The 14,672-nt window shown below is 71.7% G+C and carries 14 protein-coding genes; 8 read left to right on the forward strand and 6 right to left on the reverse strand.

Features of this window, described 5'->3' with window-relative positions:
- Window positions 1–2 precede the first annotated feature (2 nt).
- From ACIGXP_RS13505 to ACIGXP_RS13515, 3 genes are all read left to right on the forward strand, one after another.
- Window positions 3–2,750, forward strand: coding sequence for an alkaline phosphatase family protein (locus tag ACIGXP_RS13505; protein ID WP_399767688.1), 2,748 nt, complete (start codon window positions 3–5; stop codon window positions 2,748–2,750).
- Between the two features lie 91 nt (window positions 2,751–2,841).
- A complete protein-coding gene (locus tag ACIGXP_RS13510) occupies window positions 2,842–3,708 on the forward strand; it encodes a winged helix-turn-helix transcriptional regulator (protein WP_399767691.1) in 867 nt (288 codons plus the stop codon).
- 111 nt (window positions 3,709–3,819) lie between these two features.
- Window positions 3,820–4,713: a universal stress protein gene (locus ACIGXP_RS13515; RefSeq protein ID WP_399767694.1), complete on the forward strand. Its 894-nt coding sequence runs from the start codon at window positions 3,820–3,822 to the stop codon at window positions 4,711–4,713.
- A gap of 324 nt (window positions 4,714–5,037) precedes the next feature.
- Here ACIGXP_RS13515 and ACIGXP_RS13520 read toward each other — a convergent pair whose 3' ends face one another.
- Complete coding sequence (locus ACIGXP_RS13520; protein WP_399767697.1) at window positions 5,038–5,739, reverse strand: response regulator; 702 nt, start codon at window positions 5,737–5,739, stop codon at window positions 5,038–5,040.
- A gap of 310 nt (window positions 5,740–6,049) precedes the next feature.
- On the opposite strand from ACIGXP_RS13520, the gene ACIGXP_RS13525 reads away from it, so the two are divergent.
- Together ACIGXP_RS13525 and ACIGXP_RS13530 are read left to right on the forward strand one after the other, a co-directional pair.
- Window positions 6,050–6,955: a universal stress protein gene (locus tag ACIGXP_RS13525; protein WP_399767700.1), complete on the forward strand. Its 906-nt coding sequence runs from the start codon at window positions 6,050–6,052 to the stop codon at window positions 6,953–6,955.
- Between the two features lie 16 nt (window positions 6,956–6,971).
- Complete coding sequence (locus ACIGXP_RS13530) at window positions 6,972–7,844, forward strand: universal stress protein (RefSeq protein WP_399767703.1); 873 nt, start codon at window positions 6,972–6,974, stop codon at window positions 7,842–7,844.
- A gap of 105 nt (window positions 7,845–7,949) precedes the next feature.
- Here the strand turns inward: ACIGXP_RS13530 and ACIGXP_RS13535 are convergent, their stop codons facing one another.
- Window positions 7,950–8,339: an STAS domain-containing protein gene (locus tag ACIGXP_RS13535; protein ID WP_399767706.1), complete on the reverse strand. Its 390-nt coding sequence runs from the start codon at window positions 8,337–8,339 to the stop codon at window positions 7,950–7,952.
- A gap of 397 nt (window positions 8,340–8,736) precedes the next feature.
- On the opposite strand from ACIGXP_RS13535, the gene ACIGXP_RS13540 reads away from it, so the two are divergent.
- Window positions 8,737–10,455, forward strand: a complete 1,719-nt coding sequence (locus tag ACIGXP_RS13540) for a GAF domain-containing protein (RefSeq protein ID WP_399767709.1) — start codon at window positions 8,737–8,739, stop codon at window positions 10,453–10,455.
- Window positions 10,456–10,547: 92 nt separating this feature from the next.
- On the opposite strand, the gene ACIGXP_RS13545 is transcribed toward ACIGXP_RS13540, so the two are convergent.
- The 3 genes from ACIGXP_RS13545 to ACIGXP_RS13555 form a co-directional block, all read right to left on the reverse strand.
- Window positions 10,548–11,006 carry a cyclic nucleotide-binding domain-containing protein gene (locus ACIGXP_RS13545; protein ID WP_363220550.1) on the reverse strand — a complete coding sequence of 153 codons (459 nt, stop codon included), beginning with the start codon at window positions 11,004–11,006 and terminating at the stop codon, window positions 10,548–10,550.
- A gap of 260 nt (window positions 11,007–11,266) precedes the next feature.
- Window positions 11,267–11,779, reverse strand: a complete 513-nt coding sequence (locus ACIGXP_RS13550) for a DUF2231 domain-containing protein (protein ID WP_399767711.1) — start codon at window positions 11,777–11,779, stop codon at window positions 11,267–11,269.
- A gap of 50 nt (window positions 11,780–11,829) precedes the next feature.
- Window positions 11,830–12,288 (reverse strand): GNAT family N-acetyltransferase, encoded by a 459-nt coding sequence (locus ACIGXP_RS13555; protein ID WP_399767714.1) that lies wholly within the window; start codon window positions 12,286–12,288, stop codon window positions 11,830–11,832.
- A 65-nt stretch (window positions 12,289–12,353) separates the two neighbouring features.
- Between ACIGXP_RS13555 and ACIGXP_RS13560 the strand changes: the two genes are divergently transcribed.
- The gene (locus tag ACIGXP_RS13560; RefSeq protein ID WP_399767717.1) at window positions 12,354–13,490 is read left to right on the forward strand and encodes a CapA family protein; all 1,137 of its coding nucleotides are present in this window, start codon (window positions 12,354–12,356) and stop codon (window positions 13,488–13,490) included.
- Between the two features lie 144 nt (window positions 13,491–13,634).
- Window positions 13,635–13,961 (forward strand): hypothetical protein, encoded by a 327-nt coding sequence (locus tag ACIGXP_RS13565; RefSeq protein ID WP_399767720.1) that lies wholly within the window; start codon window positions 13,635–13,637, stop codon window positions 13,959–13,961.
- A gap of 55 nt (window positions 13,962–14,016) precedes the next feature.
- Here ACIGXP_RS13565 and ACIGXP_RS13570 read toward each other — a convergent pair whose 3' ends face one another.
- Complete coding sequence (locus ACIGXP_RS13570) at window positions 14,017–14,631, reverse strand: TetR/AcrR family transcriptional regulator (protein WP_399767723.1); 615 nt, start codon at window positions 14,629–14,631, stop codon at window positions 14,017–14,019.
- Window positions 14,632–14,672: the final 41 nt, after the last annotated feature.

Genomic DNA, 14,672 nt, shown 5'->3' on the forward strand with positions numbered 1-14,672 from the left:
TCATGCAGGTAACCCGCAACCGCCGACCCGCCGAGAGGTCGGTTCCCGGCAGACGCATCGGTCGTCGGGGCACCCTCACGGCCGGCGCCACCGCGGTCGTCCTCGCCGTCACCGCCGGCATCGGTTACGCCCAGACCTGCCAGTTCGGCACCGATCAGGTCGGCCAGATGACCGACCGGGGCCAGGTCATCTCCAGCGACCAGTACATCGCCCCGTACGGCGACCGCCTCGTCCTGAACAACGGCAAGATCATGTCGTCCTCGGTCAGCCCGGACGGCACCCACCTCGCCGCCGCGGTCACCGACGGCGGCAGCGCACTGGCCGTCGTGGACGTGCAGAACTGGCAGGTGCAGCAGGTCGTCGGCGCCGCCGCGTCGTCGACCCCGCGGCTCAGCAGCAACTCCGTGGGCCAGGAAGGCCCGACGTACTCGCCCGACGGCAAGCAGCTGTGGCTGAGTCAGACCGACGGCTACACCAGGTTCACGGTCAACCCGGACGGCACGGTCGCCAACCCCGTGCCGGTCAGGATCCCGGCGGACGGATCCAAGCACGCCCTGGTCGGTCAGGCCGTGTTCTCGTCCGACGGTTCCACCGTGTACGCCGCGGTCAACGGCCAGAACCGGGTGGTCGCCATCGACGCGGCGACCGGCGCCATCGAACAGAGCTGGCCCGTGGGCAACGCCCCGCGCGACATGGTCCTGGCCGACGGCAAGCTCTACGTCAGCAACGAGGGCGGCCGCCCGGCACAGTCCGGCGACACGACCATGAACTCGTACGGCACCCAGGTGCCGGCCGACCCGAAGACCGGTGCCACCACCACCGGCACGGTCAGCGTCATCGACCTGGCGAACCCGGCCGCCACCCCCGCGAGCATCGACGTCGGTCTGCACCCGACCGCCCTGTACGCCAAGGGCAGGTCCGTGTTCGTCACCAACACGGCCAGCAACGACGTGTCGGTCATCGACACCGCCCGGGACAAGGTCGTACAGACCATCTCCACCCAGCCGTGGCCGGAGGCGTCGGTGGGCTACGAGCCCAATGCGGTGACGCTCACCGAGGACGGCCGCCTCCTGGTGACGCTCGGCCGCGCCAACGCGGTCGCCGTCTACCGGTACGAGAGCCCCCTGGAGCCGGTGCGTTTCGTCGGCCTGCTCCCGACGGACTACTTCCCCGCGGAGATCACGGCCGTCGGCGATCAGGTGCTGGTCTCCAACACCCGGGGTATCGACGCCCGCCGCCCCAACAACCCCGCCGGGCGCGGCACCCACGACACCACGTCGAGCGTGCAGCGCTTCACGCTGCCGGACGACAGCGTCATCAGGTCCGAGACGGTCAAGGTGTTCCGGCAGAACGGCTGGACCCCCGGCTCGGTCCAGCTGGCCAAGGGCAAGGGCCACACCCGCCCGGTACCGGTCCCGGCGCGGCTGGGCGACCCCTCGACGATCAAGCACGTCTTCCTGATCGTCAAGGAGAACCGGACCTACGACCAGGTCTACGGCGACATGCCCGAAGGCAACGGCGACCCGTCGGTGACGCAGTTCGGCGAGAACGTGACGCCGAACCAGCACGAGCTGGCCCGGCAGTTCGGCCTGTACGACAACACGTACGACATCGGCACCAACTCCGCCGAGGGCCACAACTGGCTGATGCAGGCCGACGACCCGGAGTACACCGAGTCCTCGGCGGGTGAGTACGCGCGCAGCTACGACACCGAGAACGACGCCCTGGGCCACCAGAGGTCGGGCTTCATCTGGACGGGTGCGCAGGCGGCCGGGAAGACGGTACGGGACTTCGGCGAGTTCCAGTCGATCGAGAGCAAGCCGTCCGGTGCGACCTGGCAGAACCTGTACTGCGACGCCAAGAACATGGACGCGACCGGCCAGTCCACCGCCTATCCCATACAGACGGGCTCGGCGATCCCGTCACTCAACGACGTGTCCGTGCCCGGTTTCCCGATGTTCGACCTCGACGTCCCGGACATCTACAAGTACGAGATCTGGAAGCAGGACTTCGAGAAGAACGGGCCGGCGAACCTGAACATGTTCTGGCTCTCGAACGACCACACCGGTGGTCCGGCGAGCCCGGCGGCCCAGGTGGCGGACAACGACCTGGCGGTCGGCAGGATGGTCGACGAGATCTCCCACAGCCCGTACTGGAAGGACTCGGCGATCTTCGTCGTCGAGGACGACTCCCAGGCCGGCCTCGACCACGTCGACGGTCACCGGGCCCCGATCCAGATCATCAGCCCCTGGGCCCGGCGCGGCACGGTCGACAGTCACTACTACTCGCAGATCACGGCGATCCGTACCATCGAGCAGATCCTCGGGATCCACCCGATGAACCAGAAGGACAGCGCGGCCACCCCGATGACCCGCGCCTTCACCCGGCACCCGGACTACACGCCGTTCACCGCGCTGCCCAACCGGACCTCGCTGACCGACGGCCTGAAGACCCCGCCCTCCTGCGGCGTGGACACCCCCGCGCCGCAGAACCCGAGCGCGGCGGCCGTGCCGTCGGCCAAGGTGCCGGCGGACAAGCGGGAGCTCGCGGCCGAGTGGGACGCCTGGAAGTCGAAGCAGCACCTGACCGGCCCGCACGCCATACCCGACTTCGCCAACCCGGCGCAGATGAACCACCTCACGTGGTACCAGACGCACAACTGGACCAAGCCGTACCCCGGCGAGAAGAGGATCCACGCACCGAACGACGTGCCGGGTGCCTACATCCCGTCGTCGGAGTCCGACGGCTGACGCAGACCGGCCACCCCGTCGCAGACCCCTGGCAGGCCACCGCCCGCCAGGGGTCTGCGGTGAGTCCCGAAAGGGAACCTACTATGGGGGCATGAGGATGCGCGACGCTGACGAGACCTGTGGCATCGCCCAGGCCGCCCTGGTCCTGGGGGACTGGTGGAACGTGCTGGTGCTGCGGGAAGTCGCTCGCGGACACGTCCGTTTCGACGCGCTCGCCACGGAGATCGGCCTGTCCCGCAAGGTCCTCACCGAGCGGCTCGGCCGGCTCGTCGCCCAGGGCGTCCTGCACCGAAGCGTCTACCAGCGTCGGCCGGTACGTCACGAGTACCTGCTCACGGACGCGGGAGTCGCGCTGTTGCCGCTGCTCGTCGCCATGCAGGACTGGGGCGACCGCTGGGTGCTGGGCGACGGCAGCCTCACGGGGACGACCACGCAGGACAGCGCCGAGCACGCCCGAGTCCACGCCCTGCCCGGCACCCGCATACCCGAGGGCCTGCGGCTGCCGGGCACGCGGGGTGCCGTCCTGCCGCTCGTCGCCCCCGACGCCGCCGCGACCGTACTGTTCACCTACCCCGGCACAGGAGTCGAGTGGCCCGAGCCGATCCCCGGCGCCGCCGGCTGCACACTGGAGAACCGGCTCTTCCGGGACGCCTGGCCACAGTTCCGGCGGTCGGGCGTCGAGGTGCGCGGCATCAGCACCCAGCTCCCTCATGAACAGGACGAGTTCGCGCGCGCCGAGGGGCTGCCGTACGACCTCCTCTCCGACGCCCGGCACCAGCTGGCCGCCGCTTTGCGGCTGCCGACGTTCCGTGCCGCGGGTCGCCTGCGGCACAAGCGACTGATCCTCGTCGTCGACGCCGACCACACCGTGCGGCACACACTCTTCCCGGTCGTCGACATCCCGCACGCGGTGACCCAGAGCCTGCGCCTGGCCACCGACTGCACCAGCACAGCCTGAGCCAGGCCCGCTCCCGAAGCGCCCTGGCGACTGCTGCCACGACAATGAGACGGTGAAGACCACGCCCGTGTGGTGCACGACGCGGCGGCCCCATGAAAGGCGGTGGGGAACATGACACTTCCTCTGGTGGTGGGCGTCGACGGCTCCGACTCATGTCTGCCGGCGGTCGACTGGGGTGTGGACGAAGCCGTACGCCACGGTGTTCCGCTCAGGCTGGTGTACGGCTCGCTGTGGGAGCGTTACGAGGGCGGCCTCCCCGCCATGGCCGTGGGCCCGGGGCGTCCCTCCGAGCAGGCGCTGGCCGAGCACATCGTGGCGTCCGCGGCCGACCGCGCCGAGCGCCGCAACCCGGATGTGAAGGTCACCACCGACATCGTTCCGGACGACGCCGTGGACGCCCTCGTGCGCGCGGGCAACGGTGCCTTCGCGCTGGTGACGGGCTCGCGTGGCCGTGGCCGGCTCAAGGGACTGCTGCTGGGCTCGGTCGGTCTGGCCGTGTCGGCCCGGGCGCACTGCCCGGTGATCGTGGTGCGGGGCGATCGGGCGGGCCTGGCGGGTACGCATGAGCGGATCCTGCTGGGCCTGGGCGAAGCCGACACGAGCGCGGAGGCCGTGCGCTTCGCCTTCCGGGAGGCCGAGGTGCGCGGCTGCGTCCTGGACGTGGTGCGCGCCTGGCGCAGGCCCGCCCACGACAGGAGCGGTGAGCGGACACGGACCGACGCACCGGCAGACAAAGACGCGGACTCGTCCGAGGAGGGCGCCCCCGCCGCTGTCGAAGCTCGGCTCGAGGCCGCGATTGCCGAGCATCCGCAGGTCCGGATGCGCCGGACGACGCTTGAGGGACCGGCCGGGAAGATCCTCGTGGACCGGTCGGCAGCCGCGGATCTCGTGATCGTCGGGGCACAGCGCAGAACGGGTCACTTCGGGCTCCAGATCGGCCGGGTCAGCCATGCACTGCTGCACCACGCCCAGTGCCCGGTCGCGGTCGTGCCCCAGCGGCAGTGAAGGGCGCGATGCCCTGCCTGCCCCGCTCTCAGCCGAACAGGCTCCTCACCCGGAGCGTCTCGACACGCCGCCAGGTGCCGTCGGGCAGCAGTATCCAGTCGCCGTCCGCACCGCGGACCCCGACGCGGACGGAGCCGGCAGCCGGACGTGCGGCCGGTCGACGCGCCCTCGTGGTCGGCGGCAAACGGGCACCGCAGCGGGCGTGCTCTGCACGGCGGCCGGCGTGTGTGCGCTTCTTCATGGTCCTCCCCGTCCGCAATGTCACCTTCCGGCATCACCGGCCGGGTACCCGGCCGAGTGCGGCCGAACGGCACTCAGGAGAGCTCAGCGCTCCGAGTTCCCCGCCGACTCCTGTGGCTCCAGGTGAGAAGCGAGGACCGCCGCCTGGACCCGGCGCTGCACGCCCAGTTTGGCCAGCAGGCGCGAGATGTGGTTCTTGACGGTCTTCTCCGACAGGTACAGCTTCTTGCCGATCTCGCGGTTGGTCAGACCGTCGCCGATCAACGCCAGGATGTCGCGTTCCCGTGGAGACAGGCCGGCCAGCTCGGGCGGCACCGAGGGAGCCGCGGCCGGGTCGGCCCGCAGGGACCGCATGAGGCGGGCCGTGGTCGCGGGGTCCAGCATCGACTGTCCCGAGGCGACGGTGCGGACCGCCGACACCAGATCGGAGCCCCTGATCTGCTTCAGGACGTAGCCGGAGGCTCCGGCCATGATCGCGTCCAGCAGCGCTTCCTCGTCGTCGAACGAGGTCAGCATCAGGCACGCCAGCTCGGGCATGCTGTCGCGCAGCTCCCGGCAGACCGTGATGCCGTCACCGTCGGGCAGGCGGACGTCGAGCACGGCGACGTGCGGGCGCAGCGCGGGGCCCCGGGCGAGCGCGTGCTCGGCGGTGTCGGCATCGCCCACCACGCGGATGTCCGGTTCGGCGTCGAGCAGGTCGGTCAGACCCCGTCGCACGACCTCATGGTCGTCCAGCAGGAACACGCGGATCGGGTCCTGCTCGCTGAAGGAGCGTGCTTCGGTCATCAGGACCTCTCGTTCCCCGGGGGCGGACGGACTGCGGACTGCCCATGCGGCCGATCATCACGTGTCCGCCGCCGCCAGACTAGGGCCGACCGGCCCCAGTTGCTCCATGGTCGTCGCGCGCGGAGCGCTGACCCGCCACTCTGGCATCAGGCGCACGATCACCTTGAAGAAGCCGTGGCCAGGGCCGCCCGGCCCTCGGGTCCCGGGTACCAGGGCCGGTCGGCCCGGCACAGGGACCTGCGGCCCCTGATCCCGCGACGGCCATGTCAGCACGCTGGTATCGGATCACACGCCCCGGGAGGTGGACACCATGACCCGAACCGTCACCGTAGGTCTCGACGACTCGCCCGAGAGCCGGGCCGCCGCCGAATGGGCGGCCCGTGAAGCACGGCTGCGTGCCCTGCCGCTGAAGATGCTGCACGTCTTCGACCCCGTTCCCGTGCCCGTGGCCCAGGCAGCTCTGCTCGGCGCCGAAACCGGCCAGGACTGGTCCGAGAGGATTCCGGCCGAGGCTGCGGAGGGCATCGGGCTGCGCCACCCGGGCCTGGAGGTGATCACTGACCGAGTGACCGGCGACCCGGCCGAGGCTCTGGCCGAGGCGGCGGACGCCGCAGAGCTTCTGGTGCTCGGCTCACGCGGCGTCGGCGGCATCGGAGGATTCCTGGTCGGCTCGGTCAGCCTGTCCGTCATCGCGCACACCGCCCACCCGGTGGTGCTGGTCCGGGCCGGAGAGCAGGCCGCCGACGAACACCGGACGGACCCGGCGGGTGTGCCGTCGGCCGCGACCCCCTTCCGGCCCGTCGTCCTCGGCCTCGACACCGGCGACCCGGCCGAGGCGCTCCTCGACTTCGCCTTCGACGCCGCCGCGCTCCGGGATGCGCCCCTCAGGGTCGTCCACGGCTGGAGCGAGCCGCCCACCTCCTTCTATCGCTTCTACGGCGACGAGGAACTCCGCGGCTCGCTCGCGCGCCGGCAGGCCACCACGCTGACCGAGGTACTGCGTCCCTGGCGGCAGAAGTACCCGAACGTCCCGGTGATCGAGGCCAGCCGCTGCGGCAGCCCCGCACAGGCCCTCGTCAACGCTTCCCGCGACGCTTCGCTCACCGTCGTCGGCCGGCGCATCCGTATCAGCCCGCTCGGTGCGCACATCGGGCATGTCACCCACGCCGTTCTGCACCACGTCGTCGCGCCCGTGGCCGTGGTCGCGCACGACTGAGACACAGGTGAGCCCGATGAACCTGCCGATCGTCGTCGGAGTGGACGGATCCGAGCCGAGCCTGCGGGCCGTGGACTGGGCGGCCGACGAGGCCGCCCTGCGCGGGGAGCCACTCAGGCTGGTCCATGCCTCGCTGTGGGAACGGTACGAAGGCGCCCTGCTCGCCCAGGAACTGGACAAGCCGTTGGAGGAGGTCATGGCCCTGGATGTCGTCGGCGTCGCCCGCCACCGCGCAGAGCGCCGCCAACCGGGCCTGAAGGTCACCACCGACGTGCTGCCCGAGGAAGCGGAGCACGGGCTCGTCAGGGAGAGCCGCACGGCCCTCGCCATGGTCGTGGGGTCCCGAGGGCGCAGAGGGATCACGGAGGCGCTCCTCGGCTCGGTCAGCCTGACGGTCGCAGGGCACGCGCACTGCCCGGTGATCGTGCTGCGCGGCAGCCACGACAACCAGGCGCGCGCCGGGATCCACGGCCGTATCGTCCTCGGCGTCTGCGGGAAACCGGCGGGCTCGGCGGCCGTACGGTTCGCGACCGAGGAGGCCCGGCTGCGTGGCGTGGCCCTGGCAGCCGTACGGGCTTGGCGTCGCCCCGTGCACACGACCACGGGGCATCCTCTGCTCGTCGGCGAGCCGGCGCATCTCGACCAGCGGGAGGCCGCCGAGGTGGTGGAGGAAGCCCTGCGCGACGCACCGTCCGGCCTCGAAGTGGAGCGCCGCACCGTCGAGGGCAACCCCCGCGACGCCCTGATCGCCGCGTCCTACGACGCCGACCTGCTCGTCGTCGGCGCCCGGCGCCGGCACGGTCACCACGTACTCCACCTCGGCTCCGTCACCCACGGACTGCTGCACCACGCCGCGTGCCCGGTGGCCGTGGTACCCGAATCCACCTGACGTCGGGGACCGTCGTGTGCGCAGGGCCCTGCGGTGGTGTCACGTCCACGCGCCGCACGGCGAACAGGCCGGCTTCGACGCGGACTGCCGGGCCGTGCGCCATCGTCACGAGCCACTGGCCTCGGGCAGAGGCAGCGGGAGCCGGGTGTGCACTTCGAAGACCCCCCACAGTCCCGTGGCCCGTAGCATCCGACGGAAGACCGCACTCTCCGTGACCAGGCGCAGCCGGCCCCGCCGGGCGAGCGTCCGGTTGCGCGCGCGGCACAGGACACCGATGCCGGTGCAGTCGATGAAGGTGACCAGTCGCAGGTCCAGCACCAGATCGGGGCGTGAGCCGGCCGTGAGCGCATCGAGTCGTTCGCCCAGCGCGGACGCGGTCAGCACGTCTATCTCGCCCTGCAGGGAGACGAACGTGGTCCCGTCTGCCACGCCATGGGCCACGACCACCTCCCGTGCGGGGTGGTCCGGCGGGCGAGCGGCGTCGTTCTCGGACATGGGAAAAGCGAACCCGCGCCGCAGGGAGCGGCGGAAGGGCCATCCGGCCCCGGCCAACGGTCCGTCCGGCCCGCCCGTGCCATCGGCGTGGACCGCGCGCATCGGGTTGCCGGCCCGCGTGTGACGGTGAACCCCGGCGGTACCGCCCGGTCGGCCGGGTCGTCTCGGCCGGACGGGCGCCCTTGCCGCCGGGCGGGGCGGCCGGGCGTCGGCCGCGGACCGGACGGCCCGGGAGGTGCACCCGGTCCTCCGGAGGGGGCGCGGCCGGGCCGCGGGCGGCGGGCGCACCCGGGGCGTCCCGGTGAGGTGGTCGGCTGACCGTGCCGATGGCAGAGGGATACAGTGGTGGCGTTCCGGCGGCGTCGGACGCGTGCGCCGAGGGACCGGGAGGAGCACGGTGGAAACCCCGGAGGAGCTCCGCGTACTGCTGCCGCAGCTGAAGCTCGATGAACTGCTGGAGGAACTGCAGGCCAGGATCGACGCCGCCCGCGGCACCCGGGACCGTGTGCACAGCCTGCTGGGAGCGGTCCTCGCCGTCGGCCGCGAACTGAACCTGGAACAGGCCCTGCACTCCATCGTGGAGGCGGCTGCGACGCTGGTGGACGCCGCATACGCGGCCCTCGGCGTCATCGGACCCGACGGAAAGACCCTGTCGGCGTTCCACACCGTCGGCGTGACCACCCAGCAGATCGCCGAAATCGGCTCCTTGCCGGAGGGGCACGGCATCCTCGGTGAGCTGATCCGCCATCCGGAACCCCTGCGCCTGGAGAAGATCTCCCAGCACCCCGCCTCGTACGGCTTCCCGGACCACCACCCGCCGATGAACAGCTTCCTGGGCGTGCCGATCCGGGTCCACGACCAGGTCTTCGGCAACCTGTACCTGACCGAGAAGCGGGGCGGGGCGCAGTTCGACGAGGAGGACGAGTCGGTCCTGTCCACGTTGGCCGTGGCGGCGGGCGTCGCCATCGACAACGCGCGCCTGTACGAGGAGTCCCGGCTGCGTGAACGCTGGCTGCGGGCGAACGTGGAGATCACCCACCGCCTGATGTCCGGAGGCGACCCCGCCGAGGCGCTCGGCCTGATCGCCGAACGCGCCCGGGAGATCTCCGGCTCGGCCCTGGCCGCGGTCGCGATGCCCCTGGAGGGCAGTGGTTCGCTCAGCGTGGAGATCGCTGTCGGAGTGGACGCGGAGGCGCACCGAGGACTGGTGCTGCCCCTGCACGACACCCTGATGGGGCTGGCGTTCTCCGCCGCCGCCCCGGTCGGCAGCGACCACGTCGGCCACGACGAGCGGGTCTCTCCCGAGCCCCCGCGCTTCGAGGGGCTCGGCCCCGCCGTGGCCGTTCCCATCGGCACCGGCGAGGGCGGTGTGCGAGGTGTGGTGCTGCTGGCCCGCGAGGTCGGCCGGCCGGTGTACACCCCCAAGGAGACCGAGACACTGCTGGGGTTCGCCGCGCAGGCCGCGATCGCGATGGAACTGGCCGAGCGCCGCCAGGACGCCCAGCGGATCGCGGTGCTCCAGGACCGCGACCGGATCGCCCGGGACCTGCACGACCTCGCCATCCAGCGGCTCTTCGCCACCGGGATGACGCTGCAGAGCGCGGGCCGCTTCATCGAGCACCCGGTGGCGTCCGAGCGGGTGCTGCGGGCCGTGGACGACCTGGACGAGACCATAAAGATCATCAGGTCGGCGATCTTCGGCCTGCGCGCCCGCGAGGGCGGCGGTGGCACCGGGCTGAGGGTCAGGGTCGTCCACGTGGCCGGTCAGGGCGCGGCGGTCCTGGGGTTCGCGCCCAGCGTGCGCATGGAAGGGCTGCTCGACACCGATGTGCCGCCTGACATCGCCGACCATGTCGTGGCCGTGCTCTCCGAGGCCCTGACCAACATCGCCCGGCACGCGCACGCCGACCGAGCCGACGTGGCATTGACCACCGACGGCCGTGAGGTCCGCCTGAAGGTCTCGGACAACGGGGTCGGCATCCCGGCCGACGGCCGGCGCAGCGGGCTGCGGAACATGGCCGAGCGGGCGGAGCAACTCGGCGGGCGTCTGGAGCTGGCCACCCACGACAACGCCGGTACCACGCTGGAGTGGCACGCCCCGCTGCCCGTGGGGTAGGCGGTTGCAGCGCCCTGCGGCCCACCGCGACGACGGCACGCGTCACTGACCCGGCGCCGGCCCGCAGAGCCCCTCCTCGCACGGACGAGCGGTCACGTCAGGCCACCGCTGCCGTAGGGGGCGTACAGATCGAGCAAGCGGATCCGGGAGGCGTGCAGCCGCTGAGCGACCACCCGCCCCACCCAGACCGCCGTCGCCCGCCCGAACTCGGCGTCACCGGCGCACATGGCCCGGACCGCCTCGGCATCGAATTCCCAGGCCCGCACCGGACTCATCGCCTCGGCGCCGAGATGCCAGATGTACGGCGCGAAGTGCCAGGACCAGCCGATGAGTTCGCCCTGGCCCAGGGTCTCGATCACGGCGGGACGGCGGCCGGGCACGTGCAGGTCGAGGGCGACGGTTCCGGTGCGGACGATCCAGAACCGGTCGGCGCGCCGGCCCTCCTCGAACAGGCGGGTCCCGGCCTCGAAGGAGACCTCGCGGGCGAGGCGCATCAGCCGTTCGCGGTGCACGGGCGCAAGAGCCGTGGTCAAGGTGGTGGCGGAGGTCATCGCACCGGCTCCCTTCCATGGGCTTGTGCGTCCAGCCTGGGCCCGCCCGGCCCGCCACGCCACGGGCCGCTCGGGCCCGACCGGGGGGTCCTTCGACCCACGTCTGCGGCGCCGGAGACACCGGACGACCGCCGCGCGGAGCACGGCTGGTCCCGGTGGCGGTTCCGTGCCCGCTCGCGCACGCATCATGGGCGAGGCCGATGGCGCGGGAGCCTCGCTCCGGAACGGCGCAGTGATGGGTCCGCGCGGCCGCCCGTGGATCAGGAGCCGCCCCGTGACCGCGTCGGCGTCTTGGAGTACGCGTCGTGCCAGGCGGCCTTCGCCCCCGAGTCGCCGATCCGGTAGACGTCCACGACCGCCCCCACAGCAACCGTCAGCGAGAGCACGCCCACGAGGATCCGCACCGGGAGGGCGGACCAGCGCGTGGCGCCGCCCTTTCCACGCTCGGCCCGAGCACTCCGACCCGCCCACCACACGAGCGCCGCCAGCACGAACAGCCCCAGGGCCCAGGGCAGCAGTCCGTCACCCAGCTCGGTGTGCCGGCGTACCAGGGCGTCGTCGTCCACATGCTGTTCGAGCCACTCACCTGCGTGCGTGGTCAGCGGAACGCTGACCAGGGCCACAAGAGCCAGCAGCGGCAGCAGGGGACCCAGCCGCCGGCCGGCGCGCGGCCACAGCGCGGCCGTCGCGAGGGCCAGCGCGGTGAGGGGTATCAGCACGACGACCACATGGACCAGCAGGACATGGGTGGGCAGACCGTTGACCAGATTCATCAGTGGACTCCAGAGAGGGCGAGAGCGCGTCAGCCTGGCACGGCAACCTCTCAGTTGCCTCTCAGCCCGTCGATGAAGGTCGTGCCTCGTGCCTCGTGCATCGGATGCCGTCGGCTGAACTCTTCGGACAGCATCCCCATGACGACGAGATCGCGGTGCCTGCCGGAGAGGAACACGCGATCGCGCAGTCGGCCCTCCTCGACGAAACCCAACCGCTGGTGCAGCGCGAGCGACGCCTCGTTGTGCGCGAAGATCCGTGCTTCGCACCGGTGAAAACGCCGCTCGGCGAACATGAAGCGCAGCAGCAGCACCGCGGCCTGTGCCGCATAGCCCTTGCGCCGGTGTTCCGCGCCGATCGTGATGCCGTACTCGAACCAGCCCGCGCGCGGGTCGGCGTGGTACGAGCCGACAGCACCGACCAGTTCCCCCGAGTCGACGGCCTCGATGGCGAGTTGGAAGCAGTCACCGTCGGGCGTGGCGACGGCCTGCTCCTCACGCCATCCGATCATGGTGAAAGACGCGAGGTCCAGTGCGGCACAACGTACGTCCGAAAGAACGAGCCTAGTGTGGGGTTGTGGGCGGCGGTGTGATGACGCTGTTCCTGTGCGGGGACGTGATGCTCGGGCGCGGCGTCGACCAGATCCTTCCGCACCCCGGAAGTCCGGTGCTGCGCGAGGGGTACATGACGGATGCCCGGTCGTACGTGGAGCTGGTCGAGGCCGTCAGCGGCCCGATTCCCGCGCCCGTCGACCCGGCCTGGCCGTGGGGTGAAGCGCTGCGGCTGCTCGACCGATCCGCCCCGGACGCCCGGATCGTCAATCTGGAGACGGCTGTCACGGTAAGTGACGACTTTGCGCAGGGCAAGGCGGTCCACTACCGGATGCACCCGGCCAACCTGTCCGCTCTGACGGTGGCCCGGCCCGACGTGTGCGTACTGGCCAACAACCATGTGCTGGACTTCGGCCGGCGGGGGCTGGAGGAAACACTGGACTCGCTCGCCGGGGCCGGCCTGCGGACGGCGGGCGCGGGACGCACCGCCGACGAGGCCTACGCACCTGTGGCGGTCCCCCTCGGTCCCGGCCGCCGCATCCTGGTCCTCGCCCTCGGCGCACTGTCCAGCGGCATCCCGTCCGGCTGGGCGGCGACGCCGGACCGGCCCGGCGTCGCCTACGTCCGTGAGCTGTCGCCGTCGGCCGCCGAGGAGGCCGTCCGGCGGGTGCGGCGGTCGAAGCGGCCGGGCGACATCGTGGTCGTGTCGGTGCACTGGGGATCCAACTGGGGCTACCTCGTCCCGCGCGACCAGACGCGTTTCGCGCGCGCCCTGGTAGACGGCGGCGTCGACATCGTCCACGGACACTCCTCGCACCACCCCCGCCCCGTCGAGATGTACCGAGGCCGGCTGATCCTCTACGGCTGCGGTGACTTCATCGACGACTACGAGGGCATCTCGGGCTACGAGGAGTACCGCGACGACCTCCGGCTCGGCTACCTCGTCTCGGTGGACGCGGACACCGGGTGTACGACCGGCACCCGGATGTTTCCCCTGCAGGCGCGGCGGATGCGGCTGGAACCCGCAGCGGACCGGGACCGCGCATGGCTGCGCGCGACCCTCGACCGGATCAGCCGCGGCGTACGGATCGATGTGGACGCCGACGGCGTGCTCAGCCTCGCACCCGGCGCCGCCGCCTCCCGGCCGGAGCCCCGCCGCTGAGCCGACGACTGCGGCTGACGCTGCTCGGCGCACGGAGCGGTGCCGGATGCACCCTTCGTGCCGGGCGGGGGAGCGCACGCGCCGGGTGGCGGTATGGCCATAGAGCCGCGGGTACCCGTTCGGTCGCAGACGTTTGCTGAGGAGATGACTCGGATGCTGTTCCTCGGACTGCTCCTGCTCGCGGGCACGGGCGCCTTCACCGCCCTGGCGATCGTCGGCAACATGTCCGGCGGGCCCGAATACACCGTTTCCGTCCTCGACCACGACATCGCCACGATGAATGGCCTGGCCCTGTTCAGCTCCGGCCTCGCGCTGGCGCTCATCTTCTGCCTGGGCCTGGCGATGCTGGCCACGAGCGCCACCCACCGCAGCCGCCACCGCGGCCCTCGCGCGCCCTGGACCCACAGGAGGCAGGACACGACCACGCTCGGCGGGACGACAGGGCCGGCAGGGCCGGGGGCGCGGGCCTGAACGCTGAAGACCGAAGCCGCAGTGGCTGTCCGGACTGACTGCCCGTCACGCGGGACTAAACGTTGCGTACGTACGCGCCCGCGCGTGCGGCGATCGCGGCGGCCTCGGCGGCCCGGTCGGCGGCGGCCTCGTCGAGCGGGCCGCCGCTGATGAGCAGGTGGTAGTAGAGCGGGGCGGAGACGGCGCGGACCACCTCCCGGTCATCGGTGCCTTCGGGCACCTCGCCCCGTTCGACGGCCTGCCGGACGCAGGGCGCCCATTCGCCGACGCGGATGTCGTAGAAGCGCTGCAGGGCCGCGGCCGTTCTCGCATCGCCAGTGGCCGCGGCGATCAGCGCCTTGAACAGCGGCCCCTGCCGGGGGTCCGTGAGGGTTCGCTGCACCAGTCGGGCGTTGGCCTTGAGGTCTCCGAGCAGTGAGCCGGTCTCGGTGCGCGGTGCGGACTGCTCGGCCATGTCCGCAAGAAGGTCGGCCACCAGCCCCGTCACCGTTCCCCAGCGGCGGTAGACGGTCGTCTTGCCCACGTCGGCGCGCCGGGCGATGTCGGCCAGGTCAAGCCCCGTGAAGCCCTGTTCGGTCAGCGCGTCTTCGGCTGCCCGCAACACCGCCTCCCGTACCCGGGCCGTGCGCCCTCCGGGTCGTACGGTTCCCGGCTCAGCCTCGCCAGTCATAACGGCACTCCAGTTCCATTAATCGCCACGGCCTGCTACCT

This window comes from Streptomyces sp. NPDC053069 (assembly GCF_044546895.1).
In the GTDB taxonomy this organism is placed as follows: domain Bacteria; phylum Actinomycetota; class Actinomycetes; order Streptomycetales; family Streptomycetaceae; genus Streptomyces.

Coding starts and splice junctions, on each gene's coding strand:
- ACIGXP_RS13505 (WP_399767688.1), top strand. CDS start 3: ATGCAGGTAACCCGCAACCGCCGACCCGCCGAGAGGTCGGTTCCCGGC.
- ACIGXP_RS13510 (WP_399767691.1), top strand. CDS start 2,842: ATGAGGATGCGCGACGCTGACGAGACCTGTGGCATCGCCCAGGCCGCC.
- ACIGXP_RS13515 (WP_399767694.1), top strand. CDS start 3,820: ATGACACTTCCTCTGGTGGTGGGCGTCGACGGCTCCGACTCATGTCTG.
- ACIGXP_RS13520 (WP_399767697.1), bottom strand. CDS start 5,739: ATGACCGAAGCACGCTCCTTCAGCGAGCAGGACCCGATCCGCGTGTTC.
- ACIGXP_RS13525 (WP_399767700.1), top strand. CDS start 6,050: ATGACCCGAACCGTCACCGTAGGTCTCGACGACTCGCCCGAGAGCCGG.
- ACIGXP_RS13530 (WP_399767703.1), top strand. CDS start 6,972: ATGAACCTGCCGATCGTCGTCGGAGTGGACGGATCCGAGCCGAGCCTG.
- ACIGXP_RS13535 (WP_399767706.1), bottom strand. CDS start 8,339: ATGTCCGAGAACGACGCCGCTCGCCCGCCGGACCACCCCGCACGGGAG.
- ACIGXP_RS13545 (WP_363220550.1), bottom strand. CDS start 11,006: ATGACCTCCGCCACCACCTTGACCACGGCTCTTGCGCCCGTGCACCGC.
- ACIGXP_RS13550 (WP_399767711.1), bottom strand. CDS start 11,779: ATGAATCTGGTCAACGGTCTGCCCACCCATGTCCTGCTGGTCCATGTG.
- ACIGXP_RS13555 (WP_399767714.1), bottom strand. CDS start 12,288: ATGATCGGATGGCGTGAGGAGCAGGCCGTCGCCACGCCCGACGGTGAC.
- ACIGXP_RS13565 (WP_399767720.1), top strand. CDS start 13,635: ATGACTCGGATGCTGTTCCTCGGACTGCTCCTGCTCGCGGGCACGGGC.
- ACIGXP_RS13570 (WP_399767723.1), bottom strand. CDS start 14,631: ATGACTGGCGAGGCTGAGCCGGGAACCGTACGACCCGGAGGGCGCACG.